19 protein-coding genes are annotated in these 23841 nt (G+C 67.5%); 9 read left to right on the forward strand and 10 right to left on the reverse strand.

From position 1 onward, the window contains the following. Positions 1–5 precede the first annotated feature (5 nt). The 10 genes from casB to JTJ31_RS15245 all read right to left on the reverse strand — a co-directional run bounded on the left by casB (position 6) and on the right by JTJ31_RS15245 (position 14637). Positions 6–530, reverse strand: coding sequence for a type I-E CRISPR-associated protein Cse2/CasB (gene casB, locus JTJ31_RS15200; protein ID WP_207539576.1), 525 nt, complete (start codon positions 528–530; stop codon positions 6–8). After that, positions 527–2182 carry a type I-E CRISPR-associated protein Cse1/CasA gene (casA, locus tag JTJ31_RS15205; protein WP_207539577.1) on the reverse strand — a complete coding sequence of 552 codons (1656 nt, stop codon included), beginning with the start codon at positions 2180–2182 and terminating at the stop codon, positions 527–529. Before casA ends, casB begins: the two co-directional genes overlap by 4 nt. Before the next feature lie 131 nt (positions 2183–2313). After that, positions 2314–4950: a CRISPR-associated helicase Cas3' gene (gene cas3, locus JTJ31_RS15210; RefSeq protein WP_207539578.1), complete on the reverse strand. Its 2637-nt coding sequence runs from the start codon at positions 4948–4950 to the stop codon at positions 2314–2316. 334 nt (positions 4951–5284) lie between these two features. Continuing rightward, a complete protein-coding gene (locus JTJ31_RS15215; protein ID WP_207539579.1) occupies positions 5285–5725 on the reverse strand; it encodes a hypothetical protein in 441 nt (146 codons plus the stop codon). A 971-nt stretch (positions 5726–6696) separates the two neighbouring features. After that, positions 6697–7548, reverse strand: coding sequence for a metallophosphoesterase family protein (locus JTJ31_RS15220; protein WP_207539580.1), 852 nt, complete (start codon positions 7546–7548; stop codon positions 6697–6699). A gap of 119 nt (positions 7549–7667) precedes the next feature. Then, positions 7668–8801, reverse strand: coding sequence for an acyl-CoA dehydrogenase family protein (locus JTJ31_RS15225; RefSeq protein WP_328805754.1), 1134 nt, complete (start codon positions 8799–8801; stop codon positions 7668–7670). A gap of 568 nt (positions 8802–9369) precedes the next feature. Next, entirely contained in the window at positions 9370–10476 is a 1107-nt protein-coding gene (locus JTJ31_RS15230) for an enolase C-terminal domain-like protein (protein ID WP_207539581.1), read from the reverse strand. A 5-nt stretch (positions 10477–10481) separates the two neighbouring features. Beyond that, positions 10482–11450, reverse strand: coding sequence for a Bug family tripartite tricarboxylate transporter substrate binding protein (locus JTJ31_RS15235; protein WP_207539582.1), 969 nt, complete (start codon positions 11448–11450; stop codon positions 10482–10484). Between the two features lie 52 nt (positions 11451–11502). Beyond that, positions 11503–13872 (reverse strand): CaiB/BaiF CoA transferase family protein, encoded by a 2370-nt coding sequence (locus tag JTJ31_RS15240; RefSeq protein ID WP_207539583.1) that lies wholly within the window; start codon positions 13870–13872, stop codon positions 11503–11505. Positions 13873–13953: 81 nt separating this feature from the next. Continuing rightward, on the reverse strand, positions 13954–14637 hold the full coding sequence (locus JTJ31_RS15245; RefSeq protein WP_207539584.1) for a GntR family transcriptional regulator: 684 nt from the start codon (positions 14635–14637) through the stop codon (positions 13954–13956). A gap of 87 nt (positions 14638–14724) precedes the next feature. Between JTJ31_RS15245 and JTJ31_RS15250 the strand changes: the two genes are divergently transcribed. The 9 genes from JTJ31_RS15250 (at position 14725) to JTJ31_RS15290 (ending at position 23840) form a co-directional block, all read left to right on the forward strand. Further along, complete coding sequence (locus JTJ31_RS15250) at positions 14725–14946, forward strand: biotin/lipoyl-binding carrier protein (RefSeq protein WP_207539585.1); 222 nt, start codon at positions 14725–14727, stop codon at positions 14944–14946. 1 nt (position 14947) lies between these two features. Further along, positions 14948–16333: an acetyl-CoA carboxylase biotin carboxylase subunit gene (locus JTJ31_RS15255; RefSeq protein WP_207539586.1), complete on the forward strand. Its 1386-nt coding sequence runs from the start codon at positions 14948–14950 to the stop codon at positions 16331–16333. A gap of 17 nt (positions 16334–16350) precedes the next feature. After that, positions 16351–16887, forward strand: coding sequence for a biotin transporter BioY (locus tag JTJ31_RS15260; RefSeq protein ID WP_207539587.1), 537 nt, complete (start codon positions 16351–16353; stop codon positions 16885–16887). Then, on the forward strand, positions 16880–18475 hold the full coding sequence (locus JTJ31_RS15265; protein ID WP_328805755.1) for an acyl-CoA carboxylase subunit beta: 1596 nt from the start codon (positions 16880–16882) through the stop codon (positions 18473–18475). The genes JTJ31_RS15260 and JTJ31_RS15265 overlap by 8 nt, the downstream gene beginning before the upstream one ends. Positions 18476–18507: 32 nt before the next feature. Continuing rightward, on the forward strand, positions 18508–19464 hold the full coding sequence (locus tag JTJ31_RS15270; RefSeq protein WP_207539588.1) for a Bug family tripartite tricarboxylate transporter substrate binding protein: 957 nt from the start codon (positions 18508–18510) through the stop codon (positions 19462–19464). A gap of 25 nt (positions 19465–19489) precedes the next feature. After that, positions 19490–20455 carry a Bug family tripartite tricarboxylate transporter substrate binding protein gene (locus tag JTJ31_RS15275; RefSeq protein ID WP_207539589.1) on the forward strand — a complete coding sequence of 322 codons (966 nt, stop codon included), beginning with the start codon at positions 19490–19492 and terminating at the stop codon, positions 20453–20455. Between the two features lie 1703 nt (positions 20456–22158). Then, the gene (locus tag JTJ31_RS15280; protein WP_207539590.1) at positions 22159–22650 is read left to right on the forward strand and encodes an Hsp20 family protein; all 492 of its coding nucleotides are present in this window, start codon (positions 22159–22161) and stop codon (positions 22648–22650) included. Between the two features lie 195 nt (positions 22651–22845). Further along, a complete protein-coding gene (locus JTJ31_RS15285; RefSeq protein WP_207539591.1) occupies positions 22846–23463 on the forward strand; it encodes an NADH dehydrogenase ubiquinone Fe-S protein 4 in 618 nt (205 codons plus the stop codon). Positions 23464–23582: 119 nt separating this feature from the next. Further along, the gene (locus JTJ31_RS15290; protein WP_207539592.1) at positions 23583–23840 is read left to right on the forward strand and encodes a hypothetical protein; all 258 of its coding nucleotides are present in this window, start codon (positions 23583–23585) and stop codon (positions 23838–23840) included. Position 23841 lies beyond the last annotated feature (1 nt).

Genomic DNA, 23841 nt, shown 5'->3' on the forward strand with positions numbered 1-23841 from the left:
TCTCGTCAGGAGGAGGGGAGGGAGGAGGGCTCGGAAAAGCCCCAGAATTGGTAGACGAGCCGCTGCTTTCGGCGGTCGTTCCAGTCGAGCAGGGTCTCGGCCAGGTCGATGATGGGCATCGTCCGGCCCAGGAGGTGGACCGTCCGCCGCCATTCGCCGAGCAGCAGTTCGGGCTCGGCGATCTTCAGCAGCCGCGCGAAGCGATGGGGGTTCATCACACGGCTGTCGCTGCCGGGACGGAGCGCGCCGAGATGGCGGCCCAGGCTTCGTGAGACAGCATTCTCGCGCACCTGCGCCAGCACCCCGGCCGTGAGCGCCACCTGCTCGAAGCGGGGTCGGTACTCGGCCGGAAGCTTGCTGAACAGCTCAGCGGCGGCCGGCTGGGTCATGAGCGCGAGCAGCGTGTCGGCCCGCGCCAGGGCGGTGCGGCTGCCCGCATCGCCCTTGAAGCTGCCGTTGCCCTGCAGGCGCGCCCACCAGGAGAGCGCCACGCTGCCATGCGTTTCTTTTTCGGCAGGGCGGGCGCTCATGCCGCACTCTCCACCGTGTTCGCGGGTCGCAGGGTCAGGGAGATCCCCAGGGGCTTGGTGATGGCCTTCCGGGCATCGTCGGTGCGTCCGAACAGGTGATCCATGAGGATCCGCCTGGCTTTGGCGATCCGCTCATTCGCGGGGCTGCCCAGAGGGTCCAGCGGCGCTTCCTCGTCGAAGATGCGCAAGGCCTCGAGCCGCAGCCGCGCCACCCAGGCCTCGCGACCCGGCATCAGCACGCCCGCATCCTCGCGGACGCGAGCCAGCGTGTCGTAGAACAGTGCCTCGGTGGCGCCCTCTAGCTGCTCTGTCACTGCGAGCAGCACGCCGTTCGACCCATCGAGCGCGCCAGTGTAGCTCGCCTTGCCGAGGAAAAGGGCGTCGTTCAACGCAACTCGGAGCACTTGGCTGGCGAAGTCTGCGGCTTGGGTAAGCAGCGTGGCCTCGGTGTGTACGCGCGGGGCGGCCTCCGGCTCCATCGCGAAGATGGGCAGGCGGCTGTGGAGAAAGCTCAGGGCCTTCGAGTTGGTGGTCTCGTAGCCCGCGAGCAGCAGGCTGCCGGCAGCGGCGGCATTGGTGTGCCCCCGCCCCACGGCATAGGCCTCGCCGCGCCACTCCAGCCATTCCTGGGTGGCCGGCGCAGGAGAGATGTCGGGGGCGTCCGGCCGCAGCAGCGCCAGGTTGTGGTAGTGGCGATAACCCACCAGGCCACGCCGGGCCTTCAGGCTGCGCTTGATCCTCGGCCCGTCCTTGCCAGCGGACAGATGCGCCACGGGGGTCAGCGGGTGAACCCCGGCCCAGTCCGCGTAGCGCACGCCGGACGACTGCATCCAGAAGCTCGACAGGACCACCTCCGGCTCCGTGCCGGTGATGGAGCAGGCGCGTCCGTTGGCGGGCTCGAAGCAGAGGCGGATGCGGCGCGGCATGGGCCAGAAGGCTTGCAGATCGTGGGCATCGTCGCGCACCGGGCGCACGGAGCGGCCGCCGATGCCGGTGATGGTGGGCGCGAGCCAGGGGAAGATCCGGGGCAGATCGGCCGCCTCGGGGGCCTTGCCGCGCGGCGTGTTGGCCCACACCGCCTCCCACAGCGTGGCATCGGGACGGGGCTGCACCAGCTGCACCAGGGGCGAGGCGCCGCGCAGAGTCGAGTAGTGGCCCCGGCCGCCGGGATGCGCCCAGGCCTGCAGCGTGTAGAGCGCGATCGCGGCCGCCCCGGGCGAAAGAGCCATCTCGAAGCCCGGCTTCATCGTGACGGGGTTGCCGTCTGCCAGGTCGAGCAGCAGGTCGGTCGCCGGGCGCTGGTTCTTCTCGCGCCCGTCCAGGGGATCGAGGTCCTGGAGGAAGCGCGGCGCATCGCCATCGGCCCACAGATTGAACGCATGCGCGAAGGGAGCGAAAGCCGCTTCCAGTTCCGCTGGCGAGGGCGGGAAGGCGACGCAAAGGCGCCAGTCGCGGCGGTCCTGCGCGAGCCCGGCGAGGCGCATCAGGCCGACCAGCATCTCCAGCGTGGCGATGTGGAAATCCGCGCGCGGCCAGTCGATCCGTATGACAGGATTCTCTCGGAACTGGCTGGTGATCTGGGCAGGGCTGATGGTGGCCCGGGAGCCGTCGGCACGGCGCACCGGGAGCCAGGGATCGGTGATGAGGTTCATTCAGGGGGTCTCGGAAGTGTGGGGGTGAAGACCCCTGCTCGGCGCGCAAAGGCGATCCGGCCGGCCTCGTCAAAGCCGGGCCGGAACCAAGGCAGGGCAGGGGGAAGAGGAAATCCCGACGGGAGGGAGGCTCAGCCGTCGCCCTTGGAGCGGGGCAGGAGCAGGCCCTCGCGGGGGTGGTAGCGGACGTCGCGCAGGCCGAAGACCGGCACGGGCGAGCCCTGGGGATCGGGCCGTCGCGCGAGACAGCCAAGCAGGAGCCGCTCGTTGTCGCGGTCCAGCTCGTTCCACGTCTCGCGCGTGGCTTTCATCGCCGCGTCCATCTGAGATGGAGCGGCAATCGCTGCGGCGCGCTTGAGCGATGCCGAGACTTCGGAGAGCGCCCAGGCGAGGGAAGGGCGCTTCTCGGTCGAATACGGGCGGAACTTCCCGCTCTCCAGGAAGCCCAGCCGGATCGTCACCGTCGGCTGATCCTCCAGGCGGGTCCGGGCCGACTCTTCGGATGTCCAAGGCGCGGAGCGGCGATAGCCGTCCTCGAAGCGCAGCACGGTGCTCTTGGCGATGGCTTCCTGGCGGCTTTCGTCCTCGCGGGCTTTCTGCGCCAAGGCGACGAGAGCGCCAGGTCCACCCTCTGCCGCGGCCGCTTCGATCAGGGTGCGGAGATTTTGCTCCTTGTCCTGGTGGCCCGGGGCCTTGATCGCGCCTTGGTCGAGAAGGGCTTTAGTGGACCGCCACAAGAGCGAGGGATCCGCGTAGACGGCGGCCGAGCCCTTGTGCTGGTCCAGCCATTCGGCGATCGCGTCCTCCGCCGGCTCCGGCGCGTAGAGCAGCAGCTCGGCGCGGGGCAGCGGACGGTGCGGTCGCTCGATGTGACGCCACAGGCGCCCAGCCCTCTGGATCACGAGGTCCACTGGGGCGAGGTCGGTGATCATCAGATCGAAGTCGAGGTCGAGCGACTGTTCGACGACCTGGGTGGCGATCAGGACCCGCGCCCTCTGGTCGGGCGTGCTCGTCTTGCCGAAAATGTCGAGCACCTCGGCTTCGATGGCGAGACGGTCTTCCATCGCGAAGCGGGCGTGGAAGAGGATGGGATCCAGCCCCCGGCTCCGCAGCAATCGCGCGGCCTCGATGGCCTCGTCCACGGTGTTCCGGACCCAGCACACGGCCGCGCCGAGCCGAGCGGCTCCTTCGATCTCGCTCAGCACCTCGCGGAACGAGCCGACGCGGCGAACGGCGGTGCGCGGTCCGATGGCCGGGCGCGCCAAGCAGGGCGCTTCGCGAACGCCCGAGGCGGAAGCCAGCGTCATCAGCGGATAAGCTTCGGCTGTCACCGTCTCGGGTTGGACGCCCAAGCCTTCAGAATAGGCGTCCACCAGGCGCTGGCGCAGCTGCATCGGCAGGGTCGCGGACAGGATGATGGCGGAGCCGCCCAGGGCCGCATGAAAGCGCAAAAGAGTGAAGATCTCCTCGCGCATGTAGCTGTCGAAGGCGTGCGCTTCGTCGATGACGAGGACCTTCTGGCTGAGGCCCCAAAGGCGCAGCGCGGCGTGCCGCACCGGCAGAATGGAGAGCAACGCCTGGTCGATAGTTCCCACACCGACGTGAGCCAGAAGCGCCTTGCGGCGCTCATCGCCAAGCCAACCCGCGCACTGGGCTTCGCTGTCGTTGCCCTGGATCACGGGGATGTCCTCGAACATCGGCAGGATCGTCGAAGTGAACTCCTTTATGAGATCGGCGCGGCCGTGGGAGAGAGCGAGCGAGGGCTGGGTGCCGGGAACAAAGAACCGAGACCAGCACTTGCGCAGGCGGCGAAACATGCCGTTCGCCGTCGCCATGGTGGGGAGGGCGAAATACAGGCCGTCGCCGCGGCCCCTGGCGAGCAGCCGGTGCGCCAGGGTCAGAGCGGCTTCCGTCTTGCCCGCGCCCGTCATGTCTTCGACCAGGACCAGCACCGGCCCCTCGGGCAGGGGCTCGGTCTCGGCCTTTCTCTGCAGCGGCGTGGGTTGGGCAATCTGAGGGAAGAGATGGCGCAGCCCCGCGAAAGGCGCGACCTTGGCGTGACGGATGCCCGAGGTCGCCACAGCATGATCGGCAATCCGTCGGGACCGGGCCAAGTAGTCCGACAGCGGCGGAAAATGCTTCGCCTCGACATAGGTGAACTGCTCGCGCGAGGATCCGAGCCAGTCGGCGAGCACCACGAAACCCGCCAGGCGCCACGTCAGCGTCGCCAGGGCGTGATCGCTGTCGATCGCGGGCAGGGGCTCAGGCCGGAACAGGTCGAGCAGGTGGCGCACGTAGGTCTCGGCAGCCTCGCATTCGAGCGGGCCGAGCTGCGTGGGAGCGGGCGGCAGGATGAGGTCGTGCGGCTTGCCGTGATGCCCGAAAATCACGTGCAGCAGGGCGTCGCGCTCCCACGGCATGAGGTTCGCAAACAAGGGGGCGAGGAGCGTGCGGATGTTCGGCAGGCGCACGAGATGGTGCCCCACACCCTCGTGGCCGGGATCGTCCACGGCCGGCGGCTCGCAGCCGAACAGGGCCGCATCCCAGGCCTCCGGCGCCTTGGCTTGGAAGCAGCGCGCGAATTTGCCGATGTCGTGAAGTGCCAGGAGAAAGCCGAGTTGTGCCTCGGAGAATGGCAGATTGTGGGGAAGCGTCATGGCGCACGCCGCGACATCAAGATTGTGCCCGATGACCGGATGGCTGTGGGTGGTGGCTTGGGCGTCAGGCTTGGCCTTCGCCCAGAAGCGCAGAAGAGCGTCGAGATGCATGGGGATCGCCGGGAGGAGGAGAGGAGTCCGGCAGCGCGACGGGATCTTTTCTTTTCATGCCACTGAGGCGGACCGTTCCGGCCTCCTGCGGGAGAAGAAAACCAGCGCTGCCGCGTCTTTTGTTTTCTTCACCGGACCGAGAAAGAAAAAAGGCCGGGGCGCCCCCCGACGCCCCGGCCCACTTTACCCTCACTATCCGGGAGACAGGCCCAGGCGACGAAACCTGGACCGCACGAAGGAGGGCCGGGTTTTGAAGCTGGGCCTGAACTCCATCACTGGTTTTTCAGGCGCTTAGCCGACTTTCCTGTCTGGAAAGTCGCCCAAAGGGCCTGCATCAGGCCAGGGCCGGTTCGAGCTGCGGCACGACGGCAGCGCTGTGGGACAGATCCTTCTCCATCCGCGCGGCGATCGCCTCGCCCGACGCCCGGAGAGCCTTCGGCGCGGTGTCGCTGATCACCAGATCGCATTCGAGGGCGAGCAGGGCGGCCATGTCCGGCGTGGTGACGAGAATCTGCGCACCCGACCGCGCCTTGTCCGTGGCGAAGGCGCCGTTCGCTTCGGCTGCCGGATCGGCCTGAAGCAGGATGGGGTTGTAGCCGCCGACGCGCAGCAGGCTGGCCGCTTCCAGGGCGTCGTCCGCGGTCGCGCGGATCCAGCACACCGTCGCGCCAGCCATGGAGGCGCGTTCGATTTCGCATAGCGCTTCGACGATCGAGGAGATGTGGCGCGCAGGCGTGGAGAGGGCGTTGGGGAGCGGGCAGGTGTCGAGGGTCATGGGGTTCGCCGTCGGAAGGGGTGAGGAATTCGACAGCGCAGGGCGGCTTTTTCTTTTCTGCGGTCGCGCGATGCGCCGCGAGGTGCCGGAGGCTAAGCGCTGAAGCGTCTTTGTTGTCCCTGGAGGACGGAGAAGAAAAAAAGCCGGGGCACCTTTCGGTGCCCCGGCCAAGTTATCCTGCAATCTACTAGGAGACGGCCCAGGCGACGAAACCCGGTCCGCACGAAGGAGGGCTGGGTTTCAGCGCTGGGCCAAACCCACTTCCATCACTTTCTGGCCTATGCCGATTTCCTTGGACCTTCCGTAGGGATTTGCCTTTGACTTCGCCTGCTGCGATTGGAAGGAAATCCAGAGGAGGGGCATAAGATAATGAGCTTTTTGCCTAGGGAGATTTTGTTGATCCCCATGGCCGTTGGGCTCCTGCTCGGAGGCTGCGTGCAGGATCAAGCTGCGACCCAATTCGAGGACGTCCGCCCCATTGCGAGTTCCCTCGCCAGCCCTGGGTCTAGAAGAGCGGGATCAACACAGCATTGGGCGATAGGCCGTTGGACCGGTGAACTTGTTGGCCAACTGAGAGGCAATACGCGAACTCTACGGATCACAGAAGTAAACGGGCCTCGAGCAAGAGGGACCTGGGCAGGCTCTCCGGTAGACATCGTCATTGATGACAGAACCTTGAACTTTACGGGTCCGCAAGGCAACCCAATAAGCCTAACGATGACCGACCCAAACACTCTTTCGGGATACGTCATCACCATGCGTAACCGATCAGGCGGCCGCTGGACTGTTGTCTTAACTCGAAGCTGAGTGCATGGCCTCTCCGTGGCGCCGCCTCTTGAGGACATATGTGTCCGGTCGGAGATGTGGTGCGCGGTCGCCAGCCGGTCTGATAGATCCGCCTGCTCATTCCTCGGCGTCCTCTATTTCGCTTCCTCGCTCGACTGGCTCAGGCGCTGACGGGCTTTGGCGAATTACAACTCCACGACAAGATCCGGACGGAAGTCAGGATTGGGGTCGTGGCCTACATAGCCGCGCGGATTGGCGACGAGACGCGTGCGGCCGATCCAGAAGTCCTGGCTCGTGTGGATGTGCCCGAACAGCCAAAGGTCTGGCTGCATCTCCTCGATAAGGCCATCGAGCTTCGACGCATAGGCCACGATGAACGGGTCGGAGAGCCGGTGCTGCGGCACGGCTTGCACCGAGGGCGCGTGGTGCGTCATGACCACCGTCCGGCCCGCGAATGGCTCCTGGAGCTTGTCGCGTAGCCAGCGCACCGATTGCTCGTGGAGCATGGCAGCGTCCTTGGGCCGGAAGCACCGGTAGGCGTCGGCCGCGACCCGGATTGCATGGAAGTCGTTGATCCGGCGGCGGTGGCGGTCGCCCACGCAGATGTTCGCCACGCGCCGCACCTCATCCAGAGCGGCCACGGGGTCTTCATCGCCGGTGAGCGGAAGGCGGAAGTCGGCCCACAAAGTGCATCCCAAAACGCGCAGCTCATGGCCGATCCGGAACTCGTCGCACTCCAGGAGCGCGAGACGTTTGGCTGGCGACATCGCCTTCAGCTTCGGCACCATGGTGTCGATCTTGCCGTCGTAGAACGCGTGGTTCCCACAGACCGCGACCACGGGATGGCCAAAGGCGGCTTCGGCATCCTCCCAGGGGCATAAGCGGCCGCGGGTGAAGGTGTCGCCCGCGAGCAGAGCTAGGTTGGCTTCCACGGCCGGCGGCTCGAAGACACCGAACTGACGCTGCTCGCTCGCAGTGCAAATCGGACAGGACGTGCAGGCGCATGGCGATAGAAGTTCCTTGCCGGGCGGATACAAGAGGCCACACCGATATTTTCTTGCAGGATCAGAATCTTATTTTCAGTTTCGGGTGTATGCCCCCGCTGCGCGGGACGACCTCCGGATGATCCAGCCTGCCTTGAGCGCGTCCCTGCGCCTCACCCCTGAGCGTGTATCGCCCAACGAGAAACGACGATGCGCTGGACCTCCGAAGTGCCATCAAGGATGCGGAACAGTCGAGCGTCCCGGTAAAGCCGCTCGATCGCCGACCCTTCCATGTAGCCCTCCCCTCCGTGTAGCTGCAGCATCCGGTCGGCGACGCGACCGAGGGCCTCGGTCGCGAAGAGCTTCGCCGCCGCCGCCTCGCCTGGGGCGAGCCTCCCTTCGTCACGCTTCCGTGCAAGTTCGAGCGCCATGCAACGCGCGGCCAATGCCTCTGTCGCGCTGTCTGCCAACATCGCCGCGACCATTTGGTGCTCGTGCAGAGGGCGCCCGAACTGCTGCCGCTGCGCAGCATGATGTACGCCATCGCTGATCATCCGCTCGGACAGGCCTGCGCAGAGTGCGGCCAAGTGCAGCCGCACCTTGTCCAGGCCAGCAAGCGCCGACCTCAGGCCGGCTCCGGCCGGACCAACCAGCGCGTCGCCGGGCAGGCGCACGCCATCGAAGCGAAGGTCCGCCACATGCATCCCACGCAGCCCCATTTTGCGTTGTGTGGGCAGAACGGTGAGCCCCGGCACACCGGCCGGCACGGCGAAGGCGCTGATGGCGTCTCCCGTACGGGCCATGACCAGGAAGAGCCCAGCTTCAGGTGCGTTCGTCACCCAGCGCTTGCTGCCTTGCAGTACCCAGCCTCCCGAACCATCGGGTCGTGCCTCGCTGCGCAGCGAGGCAGCGTCCGAACCCGCTTCCTGCTCCGACAGACAGAAAGCGGCTACGATCTCGCCGCTGGCCATGGAGGGCAGCCATCGCGCCTGCTGGGCCTCACTGCCCGCATGCAGCAGGATCTGCGCGGCGCCGCCGCTGTTCAGGGCATATCGCGACCGGTACGCGGGGGCGGAGTGGCCGAGCACCAGCATCAGCTCGGCCTCCTCCTCCATGGTCAGGCCCAGGCCACCGAAGCTATCGGGGATCGAGATGCCGAAAAGACCAGCCTCCCGGATCGCGGCCAGGACGGGAGCAGGCACCTCATCCGTCTGGTCCATCTCGGCCTCGGCTGGGATCAGGACGTCCTCCACCAAGCGCTTCGCGGCCAGAAGGCGTGCTTCCTGGGCTGTGCGGTCCCGTATCACGACGAGCCTCCTGACCGCGCCGTCCGAGTGTTCGTCATGGGAGGAACCCGATCGCGACGAGGACGCCCAACACCGCTATCCCCCTGAGGGGCCGCAAGCCACCATGAGCACGTCGCCCGGCTCGGCCTGCACCAGCGTGCCAAACATGGCGCCCCCGTCGGCCGGCGAGGCCTCGTCGGGGCCCAAGAGGGCCGCATTGGTCGGATCCAGCGGCTTGATGCGGCGGTCGAGCGTGGCCCAGGCCGCGCATCGTTCTGCAACGATGCGCGGACTGAGTGCCGTGGAACTTCTCCACCAGTGCTTGAGAAGGGCAGCGGCCGAGGTGGACCGTCGGCAGCGGCGGATTCATGTGCATGCTCCAACTCTGCCTGAGTTGAGGCCGGACGAACATCCGACCGTTTCGTTCTGGACGCGGCCTTATTGTGCGAGCTCCTTCAGGGCTACGCCACAGGCTCGTAGCCCTGAAGGTGGAGAGCTGCCTTCACTACTTCCTGCAACTCCAGGCCCGTAGCGCACGCCCACGACGATGAACGGATGGAGGGTTGAGCTGTGCTCCCTCTTGCTTGGCTTAGCGTAGCACCGCGATCTCATTGCGCTGGATGAGACCGAAATCGATCTCGGCTCCAAGACCCGGCTTCTCGGGCGCGCGCACCATGCCATCCGCGTCGATCTCGATCTCCTCCAGCAAGCCATACTTCTGCGCCTCTTCCGGGAGCAGCACCTCGAAAAACTCAGTGTTCGGAATGCACATCGCGAGGTGAAGGTTTGCGAGGTTGTTCAGCGAGTTCCCGCCGTGGTGGATCTCATAGTTCATGCGAAACGCCTGGGCCAAATGCGCCGTCTTGAGGCAGGTGGTCAGCCCGCCCTTCACTGTCACATCGCCGCGCAGGTAGTCGGTCGCGTGGTTCATGAGCCAGACTGGATAGCTCTCAAGCCCGGTCATCGGATACTCTGTCGCCATGATGGGAATACGGAGCGTCTGGCGCAGCTTGACGTAGTTGTAGACGTCCTGGTCGTGCAAAGGATCCTCGTACCAATAGAAGCTCATCTCTTCGATGGCTCGTCCGACGCGCAATGCGGTCGGGAAATCGTAGCCCCACGTCGAGTCCAGCATGACGCGATAGTCGTCGCCAACGGCGCGGCGGACAGCGGCGCAGGCCGCGATATCGTCCGCGAGGCGCTGTGGCGGGTGGATCTTGTAGGCCGCCCACCCGGCTTCCTTGATGCGGACCGCTTCCTCGGCATAGGCGGATGCTGAAGGAAGGACAGCCGAACTCGCGTAGGCGGGGATTGCGTCTCGGACCTTTCCGATCAGCTTCCAGACCGGCACGCCGAGCGCCTTGCCGGCGATATCCCAGAGTGCGATGTCGATGGCGCCGATGGCGCGGGTCGAGGTCTGTCGGAGGCGACTCCAGAGCTTCAGATTCAGCTTTTCGCGAGCGAACGGATCTTCCCCAAGCATCATGGGTTTCAGCGTGCGAATCAGCGCCGCTGCTTCGGTGTCTGCCCCGTTGGTCGCGCTGCCGAGAAAGGCATGGCCTGTCACGCCTGCGTCGGTTTCGATGGCGAGGAGGCCCAGCTTCGACTCGCCGCCGCCGGCCGCATGCGCTCCGTAGCTGATGGCAGGAAGACCCTTCCACGTGAAGAGCGTCAGGGTGATGTCCGTGATCTTCATCGCGTTCAGCTTTGCACCGTGATGTTGCGTTCGCGGATGACCCGGCCGTAGCGCACCTGCTCGTCCCGGATCAGGGCAGTGAAGTCTTCCAGCGCAACGTTCGCCAGCTCCATATCCGGCGTCGCGCGCTGGCGCAGGAAGTCGGAACGAAGGGCGACGCCGAGCGCATCGGCGAGGCGCGCGCGGATCGGTTGCGGCACGCCCGCAGGCAGAACCAGCCCGTGCCAATAGCGCATCACCAAGTCGGCATGCACCGTCTCGCGGAAGGTCGGCACGTTCGGCAATGCCGGCAGGCGCTCGGGGGAGGACACGGCAAGGATGCGGAAGCGGCCGCCCTCAAGGTGCGGGAGGAGCGAATTGGTGGAGCCAGCATAGAAGGGAACCCGCCCCGTCATGAGGTCGGAGACGATCGGCGCTTCGCCGCGATACGCGACGCTCTCGATCGTTATGCCTGTCAGGCCCGCCATCATCTCGATGAAGACATGCGGCGAGCTGCCGTTGCCGACGCTGCCCACACCCTCGCCGGGCTTGGCGCGCATGTGTGCGAGGGCCTCCTGGACTGTGCGGATGGGGAGCTGTGCGCTCACGGCGAAGGCGACGGGTGCGCGGTAGGCCATCCGGAGCGTTGCGAAGTCGTCCAACCCGTAGGTAATGTTGGGGTAGAGGTTGGGATTCATCACGAGGGTCGAAGTCGCGACCCATCCGATTGTATATCCATCCTTGTCCGACCGAGCGACGTGCTCCGCCGCAATCATGGTGTTCGCACCAGGGCGGTTCTCCACCACCACGCTCTGGCCCAGGCTCTCGCGTAGCCTCTCCGCGATCGCGCGGGCGAGGAAATCCCCGCCGCCTGGTGCGAAGGGATAGACAATGCGAAGTGGCTTGTTTGGCCAAGCCATGTCCTGCGCGATGGCGGCGGCAGGCAGGGCAGCGATGCCGCTGGCGAGCGCGCGACGGCCGATGCTGATGGTCATTGCTTTGCTTCCTCCCTGTTCGCGGCCTCGTTTCCGGCCGCTCGACGCGTTCTCAAGCCACGGCGGCGCGTACCTTCCGCTGCGAAACTGGGATGGCCTCCGTTCCGATGACTTGCGCCTCTTCCAGTCGCGCAAGTTCTGCGGGTGGCAGGCCCAGTAGACCACCCAGCACTGCAGCGTTGTCCTCCCCGAGGGTCGGGGCCGGGCGGCGAACGGCATAGGGGGGGGCGCCGGCCTCCCGGAATGGTGCCGAAGGCTGGCGATGCGGGCCAAGCCAAGCGCGGTCGGTCGCCTGCCAGAAGCCGCGCGCGACGAGGTGGGGGTCGTCGTAGAGGCGTGTCGGCCAGCGAACGGCGCCAGAGGCAACGCCTGCAGCCTGCAGGGCCGCCATCGCGGCATCAGCGCCGCGCCCGCGCGTCCAGGCCGCGAGCGCCGCTTCGAGTTCCGCTTCGCGCGCACGGCGCCCTTCAGCGGCCGCAAGGCTCGTGTCGGAGGCGAGGTCGCTGCGGCCCAGGGCGCGGCACAGGCCTTGCCAAGCCGCATCGTCGGTCACTGCCACGGCGACCCAGTCCCCCCCAATGCAGGGGAAGCAGCCATGCGGCACGTGTTGCGGATGCCGGTTGCCGAGGCGCGGTCCGGGAGACCCGGTTGCCGATTGCGCCACGATCCAGGGTGCGACCAGGGGGAACATGCACTCGACCTGCGCGAGGTCGATATGCTGGCCTTCCCCGGTGCGAGCCCGATGCAACAAGGCGGCAAGCACTGCGGCCGCGGCGTTCAGCCCACCGATGGGGTCGCCATAGGCCAGCTGGTTCGTGGTCGGTGGCCAATGGGCCTCGCCGGAGACGCTTGGAAGGCCGGAGGCGTGCTCCAGCGTCGAACCATAGGCACGCGCGTCGCGCCATGGGCCGGTGCTCCCGAAGGCCGGCATGGAGACCATCACGAGGTCCGGACGCTCCTGCGACAGGACGGCATAGTCGAGGCCCAGCTTCGGAAGCACCTCGCGCGCGTAGTTTTCCACCACCGCGTCGGCGTCGCGCACCAGCCGCCGGAGCAGCGCCGCGCCATCGGGCGAGGAGAGATCAAGCGTGATCCCAGCCTTGTTGCGGTTCAAAACGCAGAAGCGGATGTCCTTCTCATACTGGCGCTCGGCGAAGAAGGCGTCGCGCGGGTCCACGCCCCGCCACCAATCCGGGTATTGCAGCGCCTCGACCTTCACCACCTCGGCGCCGAGATCGGCGAGCTGGCGCGTGCAGATTGGCCCAGCCCAGCCCATGGACAGGTCCACCACCCGCAGCCCAGCGAGCGGCAGCCCGCCCGTGCGCTGTGGCGGAGAGGGTGGGCGGGCGGGGAGGGGTTTCCCATTGTGCTCACCGGGAAGTGGCGCGCGACCCCCCGCCAGAGGGGGCGTGCGCGTCAGGCGCTGGGGAATCGTCGGGCCTTCGAATTCGGCCGTGCCGATGCGCACGGTGCCGAAGGCATCCCGCGCCCGGTGCGTCGGGGTAGCGAGCAGCCGCGCGATGTCGGGGACCACGGCGAAGGGAAGGCGGCGTTCCAGCGCCTCGGCGAACCATTCCTCGGCGGTGCGCTCCGTAAGGCGGGGCGCGAAGAGGGCTTCCAACTCGTCGGCGAAGCGCAGGCGGTCGATCCCCATCACAAAGCGCGGGTCGCGCCCCAGCTCGGGCGCGCCGATCATGTCGCAGAAGGTGCGGAACTGCGCAGGCGTCACGATGGTAATGCCGAGCCACCCCTCCTTGCAGCGATAGACGCCGAGCGGGCTGGTTGGCGCGAAGCGGTTCACGCCGTGGCGCCGGTCCACCTCGGGGTGCGTCAGGCCCTGGGTCGCTTGGTACTCTGCGATGGCGACGTTGGCCTCGTGAATGCTGACCTCGAGCCGTCGCGGCGCGCCGGAGAGCAGCGCGGCGGCGACGGCGTTGAACGTAGCGATGCCGCCCACCGCCTCCCCGGCGATCCCGCCCAGCATGGAGGGTGGACCTTCGGCAGGGCCAGTCCCGGCGACGACACCCGCCAGGGCGCGGCAGGTGGTGTCCGTGGCTGCGAAGCTGGCATAGGGACCATTCTCGCCGAACCAGGAGATGAGCGCGGTGATCGGCGCTTCGGCGCTGCGTTGCCCGACGGGCCGCGAGTCGAGCAGCACGTCGAACTGCCCAGCCTCCGGCGCATGGGTGACGCTTTGCTTATTGGTGTTGAGCCAGGCAAACAGAGCGGATTGCGCACCGGCCCCGGTTTCGATGAGCGGTGGCGCCTGGCGGAGCGGGTCGCCCCCGGGCGGCTCGAGCTTCACGACGGTTGCGCCGAAATCGGCAAAGAGCTTGCCGGCATAGGCCAGGGCGACGCCTCCGCCGGCCTCCATCACCCTTAGATGGGCAAGCGGCAGGGGAGCGTCACTGGCACGCGGCATCGGGCAGAATCCTCCAGGCCCTGTCCGGGTGGACAGCGGCCAAAAAATTTGTGATCACTATTTTGGCCGCGCCTGGGGCTGTCAACCCTTCCGCGCCGCGTTGATCTCCGGAAGGCGGCGGAGGATGGCCTGCGAGTAGACAGCGATGTCCCGCTGGACCGCCAGGCGCGCGAGAGCCCCATCACGGGCGCGCAGGGCACGGATGATCTCGTTGTGAGGATGCTCCTCGGGCCGGTGCAGGAAGCGCATGTGGAGCAGCGCGAAGTTCAAGGGGCCGCAGCGCAGCCAGAGGCCTTCCACGATCTGCTGCAGCACAGGCATGTCGGCGAGGTTGCAGAGTTCCATGTGAAAGCGTTCGTTTTCGATCAGCATCTCGGGCGCGCGGCCCGCCAGCCGCGCCTCCGACATACGAGCATGGATGCCAGCGAGCCGGTCCGCGTCCGCCGGGGAGGCCCGTTCCGCCGCGCGTTCCGCGGCCTTTCCCTCCAGCTCCATGCGAAGTTCGCAGACCTCGTTCAGCCGTTCATCGGAGAGGAGCGGCACACGGGCCGAGCGGTGGTCCACCTGCTCGAGCGCATTCTCGCTCACCAGCCGCGCGAGGGCCTCGCGCACGGGGGTGAGGCTCACGCCAAGTTCCTCTGCGAGGTCGCGCAGCTTCAGCTTCTCGCCGGGCCGGAATCGACTTCGCATGAGTTCCTGTCGCAGCCACTGGTGCACGCGCGCGGCGAGGCGTTCGCCGCCGGGCGACTGACGCTCGGCATCCACGGTTGGCTTCCTTTCTCCACGCCTTGACAAAGGACGCGCAAGGCGGCGAATTTGTGATAACAGATTTAACGCCTTGGAGGAAGCATCATGGCCGAGATCACCGTCGTCGCCGAACTCGCGGCCGCCGTCTGGAAGGTCGAGGCCGCCTTGGGGGCGCGTGTCGCTGAGGGCGATACGATTGTGATCCTGGAGTCCATGAAGATGGAGATTCCGGTCCTGGCCCCGGCGGACGGCACGGTCATCTCTGTCCTCGTCGGCGAGGGCGAGCAGGTCGAGGAAGGGCAGGCTGTTGCGACCCTTGAGGCGTAACGTGATCGGGCCCGTCCTCATCGCGAACCGAGGCGAGATCGCCTGCCGCATTGCCGCCAGCTGCCGACGCCTGGGTGTCAGGACGGTCGCGGTGTATTCCGACGCGGATGCCACAGCGATGCATGTCGCCGCCGCCGACGCGGCGGAGCGCATTGGGCCACCGCGGCCGCTGGAGAGCTACCTTTCCATCCCGGCGATCCTTGAAGCCGCGCAGCGGTCCGGCGCGCGTGCCGTGCATCCGGGATACGGCTTTCTCAGCGAGAATGCCGACTTCGCCGATGCCTGCGCCGCGGCCGGGCTGGTGTTCATCGGCCCGCCCGCCGCCGCGATCCGCGCGATGGGGGGCAAGGCCGCCGCCAAAGCCGTGGCGCACCGGGCCGGCGTGCCGGCGCTGCCGGGCTACGACGGTGCCGACCAGTCGCCCGAACGTCTCGCGACAGAAGCGGCGCGCATCGGGTTTCCGGTGATGATCAAGGCTGTCGCGGGGGGCGGGGGGCGCGGCATGCGCCGGGTCGAGACGGCGGACGCCTTTCCCGCTGCTCTCGCTGCCGCCCAACGCGAGGCGGCCGCGTTCGGGAACACGGCGGTGCTGCTCGAGAAGTTCGTCGCCAGCGCGCGGCATATCGAGGTGCAGATCTTCGCCGATGCCGCCGGGGAGGTGATCCACCTCGGCGAGCGCGACTGCTCTCCGCAGCGGCGCAACCAGAAGCTTCTCGAGGAGGCGCCGGCGCCGGGAATGGACCCCGCACTGCGCGGCGAACTTGGCCGACGTGCGACGGCGCTTGCCCGGGAAGTGGGCTATGTCGGCGCCGGCACGGTGGAGTTCGTCGCCGACGGCTCGCAGCCGCTCAGCGCCGATCGGATCTGGTTCATCGAGATGAACACGCGGCTTCAGGTCGAACATCCCGTCACCGAGATGGTCACGGGCCTCGATCTGGTGGAATGGCAGCTTCGCATCGCGGCCGGCGAGCCCTTGCCGCTGGCTCAGGATCAGGTGCGGCTAGACGGGCACGCCATCGAGGCACGGCTCTGTGCCGAGGATCCGGCCCGCAACTTCCTTCCTTCGCCCGGCTGCCTCACCACGCTTCGCCTGCCCGAGCCAAGCCCGGGCTTGCGCGTCGACACCGGCGTGCGGTCCGGCGACACGCTGACGCCCTTCTACGACCCCATGATCGCGAAGGTCATCGCTCATGCGCCGACGCGGGCCGAAGCGCTGGAACGCCTCACCACGGCGCTGGAATCCTGCTCTGCGGAAGGTGTTCGCCTGAACGCCGCCTTTCTCGCCCGGGCGCTCCGCGCGCCGGAAATGCGGTCGGGCGGCGTGAATACCGCGTTCCTCGAATCCTTCCGCGCGCGCGAGGCCGCCGCCGCGCGCAGTGCAGCCTGAACCATGGAGACCCCCGCATGATTGTCCGCCGTGCAACAGATATCCTCCGCCTTGCGCTTCTCGCGCTGGGTGGGAGCTTGGCGATCGCCGCCTCGGCGCAGATCCAGGTACCGATGCAGCCGGTGCCAATGACGATGCAGAGCCTGGTCGTGCTGCTCGTCGGCATCGCCTACGGCCCACGCCTCGGAGCCGCCACGGTGCTGCTCTACCTCGTCGAGGGGGTGGCTGGATTGCCGGTCTTCGCCGGCTTCCGCTCCGGACCGGCGGTGCTGGCTGGTCCAACCGGCGGCTTCCTGATCGGCTTCATTCCCGCCGCGGCCCTGGCGGGCTGGCTGGCGGCTCAGGGCTGGGCGCGCGGCTCGCTGCGTTCGGTGGCGACCTTCCTCGCCGGGCATGCGGTGCTCTTTGCCTGTGGCATTGTCTGGCTCGGTTTGCTGATTGGGTTCGATCGTGCGGTCGCCGTTGGGTTTCTGCCCTTTCTACCGGGAACCGCGGTGAAGGCTGCGCTGGGCGTGGCGCTCCTGGCCGCGCTGCGGGGGGTGCGTCGTGCTTGACCGTCCTGAGAAGCCCGCCGAAACCAAGCCCCTGACCTGGCAGCCTGAGCTGGAGGAACTGCGACAGCGCGAAGCTTTCGCCCGCGAGATGGGCGGCCCGGACAAGGTGCGGCGTCAGCACGACGCGGGCCGCCTGACCGTGCGCGAGCGGATCGAGAAGCTTGCCGATCCAGGTTCCTTCCACGAGGTCGGAGCGATCGCGGGCAAGGCGAGCTACGACGACAAGGGTCAGCTGGTCGAACTCACGCCCTCGAACTGCGTCTGGGGACGCGCGACGCTGGACGGTCGCCGCGTGGTGCTGGTGGGAGACGACTTCACGGTGCGCGGCGGCTCCGCCGACGCCACCATCCGCGAAAAGCCGCTGATGGCCGAGCGGATGGCCAACGAGTTCCGGCTGCCTATCATCCGCATCATCGAGGGCTCGGGCGGTGGCGGCTCGGTGAAGACGATCGAGACGACGGGCCGCGCGAACCTTCCGGGCGGTGTCGGCGGCACGGGCCTGTTCAACTACACGACCCTGAACCTGTCGGCCGTGCCGGTGGTCGGGCTCGGCCTCGGCTCCGTCGCGGGCCTCGGCGCGGCGCGGCTCGCGGCCAGTCACTTCTCCGTCATGACCAAAAAATCCGCCATGTTCGTGGCCGGCCCGCCCGTCGTGTCGCGCCTCGGCAAGCCGGTGACGAAGGAGGAGCTGGGCGGCTGGGAGACCCAGTGCAAGGCTGGCGCCGTGGACCATGCGGTGGAGACGGAGGAGGAGGCATTCGACGCGGCGCGCCGCTTCCTGTCCTACCTGCCGTCCTCCGTGCACGACGTTTCCCCGGTGCTGCCTTGCGAGGACGATCCGGAGCGGCGCGACGACAAGCTGATGAACGCGGTTCCGCGCGACCGGCGCCGCGTCTACCAGATGCGCCCGATCATCGAAAGCGTGGTCGATCGTGGGTCCTTCTTCGAGATGGGCAGGCTGTTCGGCCGTTCGCTGATCACGGGGCTCGCGCGCCTGGAGGGCCGGGCGGTTGCCGTGATGGCGAGTGACCCCTTCTTCTATGGCGGTTCCTGGACCTTCGACGCCTGCCAGAAGGCGGTGCGCTTTATCGATCTCGCGGAGACCTTCCACCTTCCGGTGGTCTACCTGATGGACTGTCCGGGCTTCATGGTGGGGCTGGAGGCCGAGCGCAACGCCACCATCCGCCACGGGGTGCGTGCCATGGCGGCGATGAACCAGGCGACCGTGCCCTGGTGCACCGTCATCGTGCGCAACGCCTTCGGCGTGGCAGGCGCAGCGCACCAGCCGGCGAACAGGCTCTCGCTCCGTTACGCCTGGCTGTCTGCGCGCTGGGGCTCGCTGCCGCTGGAGGGCGGCATCGAGGCTGCCTATCGCGCCGAGATCGACGCGGCGGAAGACGGGGCGGCCAAGCTCGCGGAGATCGAGGAGCGGTTGAACCAGCTCCGCTCGCCGTTCCGCACCGCCGAGACCTTCTGGGTCGAGGAGATCATCGACCCGCGGGAGACGCGCCCACTTCTGTGCGAGTTCGCTCGCATGGCTGATCCGCTGCGCCAGCCCGTGCCGTCACGCTTGCAAATGCGGCCTTGAAGGGCCGCGAGGACGAGGGAGGAAACAAGAAAATGACACGCATCCTCTTCGCAGCCCTGGCGGCTGCAACTGTCGCTGCGACGCCCGCGACCGCCTTCCCGGACCGACCCGTGCGCATTCTGGGTGGCTTCGCTGCGGGTGGCACCAGTGACATCGTCAACCGCCTGACGGCCGAGGCCGTGGCCGGCACCTTCGGCCAGCGGCCAGTGGTGGAGATCCGAACTGGCGCAAACGGCTTCATCGCCGCCGCCGAGGCGGCCCGCAGCCCGGCGGACGGGCATACCGTCGTGCAGTGCTCGACCGGGTTGTTGACCATCACGCCCGAGCTGCCGGGCGCCCAGATGCCGATCGACCCGTCGCGCGACCTCGTGCCGATCGCGAACCTGGTGCACTCGACGCAGGTGATGGTGGTGTCCGCGCGTTCACCGTATCGCTCCGTGGCAGAGGTGGTCGCTGCGGCGCGTGCGCGGCCCGGCACCCTCAGCTATGCGAGCGCGGGGATCGGCGCGGTGTCGCACCTCTCCGGCGCGCGCTTCGCGCAGATGGGACGGCTGGACCTTGTGCACGTGCCGTATCGCGGGGCGGCGCCGGGCGTGCTGGACGTCGCCGCCGGCCGGGCGGACATGATCATCACCAATCTTGGCGACGTGACGGCGCAGCTGGGCGAGGGGCTGCGGCTGCTGTCCTTTGCGGACGGCATTGGATCACCCCGTTTCACCGATGTGGGGCAGGTGTCCGATGCGCTGCCAGGTTACGCCGTCAGCGGCTGGTTCGGCCTTTGCGGGCCACGCGGGATGCCGGAGGAGGCGATCGCGCGGTGGGTCGATGCCTTGCGTTCGGGTTTCGCCGACCCGGTGCTCCGCCAGCGCCTCGTGGATAATGGCCTGACGCTGCGCTTCGAGGAGCCGGAGCGCTTCGCGCGCACCATCGCCGCGGACCGAGCGATGTGGGGCGAGACCATCCGCGTTGGCCAGATCCGCGTGGAGTGACGCTCCGAAAGAGGAGGAAAACGGGATGAACAAGCGACCGATTGCTGCATGGCTTGGGGCGGCTTTGCTTGCCTCTGGCGTGGCATTCGCGCAGCCTTCGGACAGGCCTGCGCGCATCGTCGTCGGTTATGCGCCAGGCGGAACGACGGACATCACCGCACGGGTCGTCGCCGAGGGGGTCGGAGCGAGCTTCGGGCAACGCGGGGTCGTGGACAACCGCACCGGGGCGAACGGCTTCATCGCCGCGGAGTTCGTTGCGCGTGGACCGGCCGACGGCTCGCAGGTGCTGCTGTGCCCAATGGGGCCAATGACGATCAGCCCTGAGATGCCGGGCATGCACCTGCCGATCGATGTCCGGCAGGACTTGGTTCCGGTCGCAAATGCCGCGCGCTCCTCGTACGTAGTCGTGACCGGTGCCAATAGCCCGTATCGCACGCTGCAAGAGTTAATTGCCGCGGCAAAGGCGCGGCCCGGTGCCCTGACCTATGCAAGTGCTGGCTATGGTCAGGCGCAGCATCTCTCATCTGAGCGGCTGAAGCGCATGGCTGGGATCGACCTAGTCCACGTGCCTTATCGTGGCGCAGCTCCTGCAGCGGTGGACGTGATTGCGGGCCGGGCGGACATCCTCATCACCAACCTCGGTGACGTCATTCGCCAGATCCAGGGCGGCCAGCTGCGGCTGCTCGCGATGGCGGACCGCGCCGGCTGGCCCGAGTTTCCCGATGCCCCGCGGCTACCCGACATCGTGCCAGGACTGGAGGTGATCGGGTGGTTTGGCGTTTGCGGGCCGCGCGGCATGCCGGAAGAAGCGATCGCGCGCTGGGCGGAGGCGATCCGCACCGCGCTGAACGATCCGGTGCTCAGCCGGCGCCTCATCGACAGCGGGCTGGCACCGAACTACGAAGATCCTCAGACCTTCGCCCGCACGATTGCCCGTGACCGGCGGGCGTGGGGCGAGACCATCCGTGCCGCCGGGATCCGCGCCGAATAGGGTGCCGCCAACGGGGAAGGCGGGAGCGTCGGACGTCAGGTGTGCGTCGGCGCTCCGTCTTGCCGGAAGGTGCATCAGAGCCAGGAGGAGGCGCCGGGGAGGTGTGGCAAGTGGCCGGCCGGCTTTGGTGGGCCGGGCAGACAGCGGTGATAACCGCGCAAGGCACCGGGTGCCACGCCGTCTGAGCTTGGGGTCTTGGCGAGCGCTGCGATGAATGAGAGTGGGGCCTTGAGGCGCCCGCGCGATCCGGGCGACGTAGTGGCCCGACGCCGAGGTCACCGCCACAGAGAGGCTCAGCACGAGTTGACCTCTTGTGACTGCGCGCAGCAGCCATCCTAAGATAATGAATCTAAAAGAAAAACTCTGCGCTTTCCCTCCCTGACCCTCTTGATTGGCCCGTCACGCCGTTATGGGGGCTGCGGCCTTTTCCTGTTGGCCGGGCCGTGCAAGCGGGAGATGGTTGGCCAAGGGGTTCCACCCCCTTGAACACGCCGTCTCCGAAAATATCTCGACGGGCGCCGAAGCCTTCGGTCCACGGTGATTCTTGAGGGAACTGCCGATGAACGAATGTGAGGAAGCCAGACATCCAGAGATTGGCAAGCAACCCTTGTCAGCGAGTTGCGGCCCTCCCACGGCGCCGCTCACAAGCCGCGAAGCGGCCGCTCGCTACACGGACCCACGACAGGTGGTGGAGGATCCCGCCCTTACCCCTGCTGAAAAGCGCGAGGTCCTGGCGTCCTGGGCCTGCGACAGCCGCGCTCCGCACGACTCCCCCTCCTCGCGGATGCTGGACAGCGGTGCTGTGGTCTATGTGCGAGAAATCCTGGAGGCCCTGAAGTCCCTCGATGGGACGGCAGTGCCAGTTCAGGACGACGGGCCGAGCCGGCCGCGCCATGCCTATCCCCGTCGCGGACGAGCAACCTGGCATGCGTGGCGTGATCGGCGCCTGCGCAAGGGGCGGCCCGAGGAGGATGACGATCCTCCACCTTGCCCGGTGCGGTCGCGCCCTCCGGGTCCCACTCTTCCGCCGCTCGCGGCCATGGCCACGGCCCCGCGATATGAGCGAATGCCGGATGACGCTCTCGGCCGACCGATGACCTTTCACACAGAGCCTTGGCGGCAGCGAAGCGCGACGGCATCGGCGGCCTAAAGCCCAAGCCCGCTCCGCCTGATTTTTGGAGAGTGCGGTCATGATAGGGGATTGGATGAAGTTCAGCGCAGTGAGGCCCCAGCATCTGAAGGACAAGGGGCGACAGCGCCGACGCCGACCGGGGCTGCAGGGCGACGTCATCGAGCTGCTGGCGCGTTCGGCTGGGTGGATGCTGATCTGCCTGGGCATTCTTCATGGCGCTGGGCTTGCCTACCTACCCCTTGATGCCCGGTGAGGGTGACGTGCAAGTCGAGCGGCTTGCCGGAAACCTCCACTAGGCCAGCGTGACCACACTCGCCGCCACGATCGCCTTGCTCTTCTCCTTCGCGTGGGCACCGCCTCTCTGGGTGCCGGCTCTTCTCGCTCCCCCCGCGTTTCCGTGGCCCCACGTACCGCGTCCAACCCGGAAGCGTGGGGCTTGAAGTCCCCTGATCGCGCACCTAGACAAAAATGCGCTGGGAGCCCGATCGGGGCCCAGTGACCGGCGCCCGGTGGCCGGTGAGACGGCTTGGCGCCGCTCGTGTCCATGTTGCTTCGGAAGGAGGATGTGGAAATGAGGACCGAGTTCGACTTCAGCCCCCTGTTCCGTTCGACAGTGGGCTTCGACCGCATGCTGGATGGGCTGCGGAGTGCGGCACGGCTTGAGCGTCTTGAGAACCAACCGCCCTACGACATTGAGCGCTTAGGCGAGGACGAGTATCGCGTCACGCTCGCCGTAGCCGGCTTCCATCCCGACGAACTAACGGTAACGGCCGAACACAACATGCTCATGGTTGTTGGCGTGCCGCGGGAGCGGAGTGGTGACGGCACGAACGACAACGGCCAGCGCCAGATACTTCACCGCGGCATCGCGGCCCGCGCTTTCGAGCGTCGCTTCGATTTGGCGGATCATGTGAAGGTGGTGGGCGCGAGCCTCTCCGATGGGCTGCTGACAATCAACCTCCGCCGCGAGGTGCCCGAGGCCATGCGGCCGCGCCGTATCGAGATCGGCGCCCGCGATGGCGGGCCGGAGCGTCAGCAACGGACGGGGAGTCAGGCCGCGTGACGCGCGCTGGGGACGGCGGCGCACGCCGCCGTCCCTTGCGGATGAGAGGTGATCTCTATGAGTGACGTGCTTGAGCGCACGGCGCTACCATCGCCGTGCTGCATGCCGCTGAGCCACTTGGCAGGCGCTGCTGCGGTGCTCAGCCGACGCTGTGGACCGACCGGGGCCGCGCGTGGCCTTCGCGGGGAAGAATGGGTGCTGCGCTTCCGGCCTCGCTGGCGCGGCCGCATAGACGAGTTGATGGGCTGGTGGGGCGGCGGTGATCCGCTCGAAACCCTGACGTTGCGCTTCCCAACCCGGCAGTCGGCAGAAGACTATGCGCGCCGCCAGGGGATCCGGCTCGAGGTCTCCGAGCCATTGCCGGCCAACGACGCTTGCCGGCGGCTCGCGATGCCCGTGGCAGTGAACGCCGCTTGGCCGGATCCTTTCTTGCCCTGGAGCTGGGACGGCCGCGCGGCCGTCTCGCCGAACCTGGCGCAGGGCGATGCCGATGAGGTCGATATCGACCTCGTGCTGCTTGATCCAGCGGCGGTGTTCAGGGATCCGTTGCAGGTGGCCACGCATACACGCCTGACACGCGCGCAGAAGCGCGAGATCCTGGCGCGCTGGGAGTGGGATGCCCGATTGATCGAGACGGCTCAGACCGAAGGGATGCCGGACGGCGGCGAACCGTCGCGACTGGAGGAGGTGCTCGCCGCACGGCGGATGCTGGAGGGTGCTGACCCCGCACGAGCCAGTCTTCGGCCGACGGGGAGTAGCCTGCGTGCCGCGCCCGCACGAAGGTTCAATCCCGGCTCCGGGCTTGCGGCTTGAACCCCGAGAATCATGGAGGTGACGGCATGTACAGCCTTGATCCGCGGGACTGGGGTTGGCCGGGGCAGGGCGGAGCTGGGCGTGGACAAAGGCCGGGAGATCCGAACCTAAACCGCCTGGTGATGTTCGGCTTGGTGGCCGCAGCCTGTCTCTGCGCTGCCTCGTTCGCGCCCCCGGACCTGATGCCGCAACTTGCCGCCGAGATGTTGGGCTGGGCGGCGCTCTTCAGCGTGTATGAGGCCATTTTGTGCGACCAGCTGCCCTCCGAGGAAGGACTGACCGCTTGGGATCAGGCGGCGGGTCTCCTGGCAGCCTCGCTGCTCCTGCGTATCCTCTTCCCGCTGCAGGGTCTGCCGGCGGCCGGAGCGGGCCCATGAA

It is taken from the genome of Sabulicella rubraurantiaca (assembly GCF_017355885.1).
Lineage (GTDB): Bacteria > Pseudomonadota > Alphaproteobacteria > Acetobacterales > Acetobacteraceae > Roseococcus > Roseococcus rubraurantiacus.

What these genes read in the sequence shown, in the direction of transcription:
- casB (WP_207539576.1), bottom strand. Translation starts at nt 530, where the DNA reads ATGAGCGCCCGCCCTGCCGAAAAAGAAACGCATGGCAGCGTGGCGCTC.
- casA (WP_207539577.1), bottom strand. Translation starts at nt 2,182, where the DNA reads ATGAACCTCATCACCGATCCCTGGCTCCCGGTGCGCCGTGCCGACGGC.
- cas3 (WP_207539578.1), bottom strand. Translation starts at nt 4,950, where the DNA reads ATGCATCTCGACGCTCTTCTGCGCTTCTGGGCGAAGGCCAAGCCTGAC.
- JTJ31_RS15215 (WP_207539579.1), bottom strand. Translation starts at nt 5,725, where the DNA reads ATGACCCTCGACACCTGCCCGCTCCCCAACGCCCTCTCCACGCCTGCG.
- JTJ31_RS15230 (WP_207539581.1), bottom strand. Translation starts at nt 10,476, where the DNA reads ATGAAGATCACGGACATCACCCTGACGCTCTTCACGTGGAAGGGTCTT.
- JTJ31_RS15235 (WP_207539582.1), bottom strand. Translation starts at nt 11,450, where the DNA reads ATGACCATCAGCATCGGCCGTCGCGCGCTCGCCAGCGGCATCGCTGCC.
- JTJ31_RS15240 (WP_207539583.1), bottom strand. Translation starts at nt 13,872, where the DNA reads ATGCCGCGTGCCAGTGACGCTCCCCTGCCGCTTGCCCATCTAAGGGTG.
- JTJ31_RS15250 (WP_207539585.1), top strand. Translation starts at nt 14,725, where the DNA reads ATGGCCGAGATCACCGTCGTCGCCGAACTCGCGGCCGCCGTCTGGAAG.
- JTJ31_RS15260 (WP_207539587.1), top strand. Translation starts at nt 16,351, where the DNA reads ATGATTGTCCGCCGTGCAACAGATATCCTCCGCCTTGCGCTTCTCGCG.
- JTJ31_RS15270 (WP_207539588.1), top strand. Translation starts at nt 18,508, where the DNA reads ATGACACGCATCCTCTTCGCAGCCCTGGCGGCTGCAACTGTCGCTGCG.
- JTJ31_RS15275 (WP_207539589.1), top strand. Translation starts at nt 19,490, where the DNA reads ATGAACAAGCGACCGATTGCTGCATGGCTTGGGGCGGCTTTGCTTGCC.
- JTJ31_RS15280 (WP_207539590.1), top strand. Translation starts at nt 22,159, where the DNA reads ATGAGGACCGAGTTCGACTTCAGCCCCCTGTTCCGTTCGACAGTGGGC.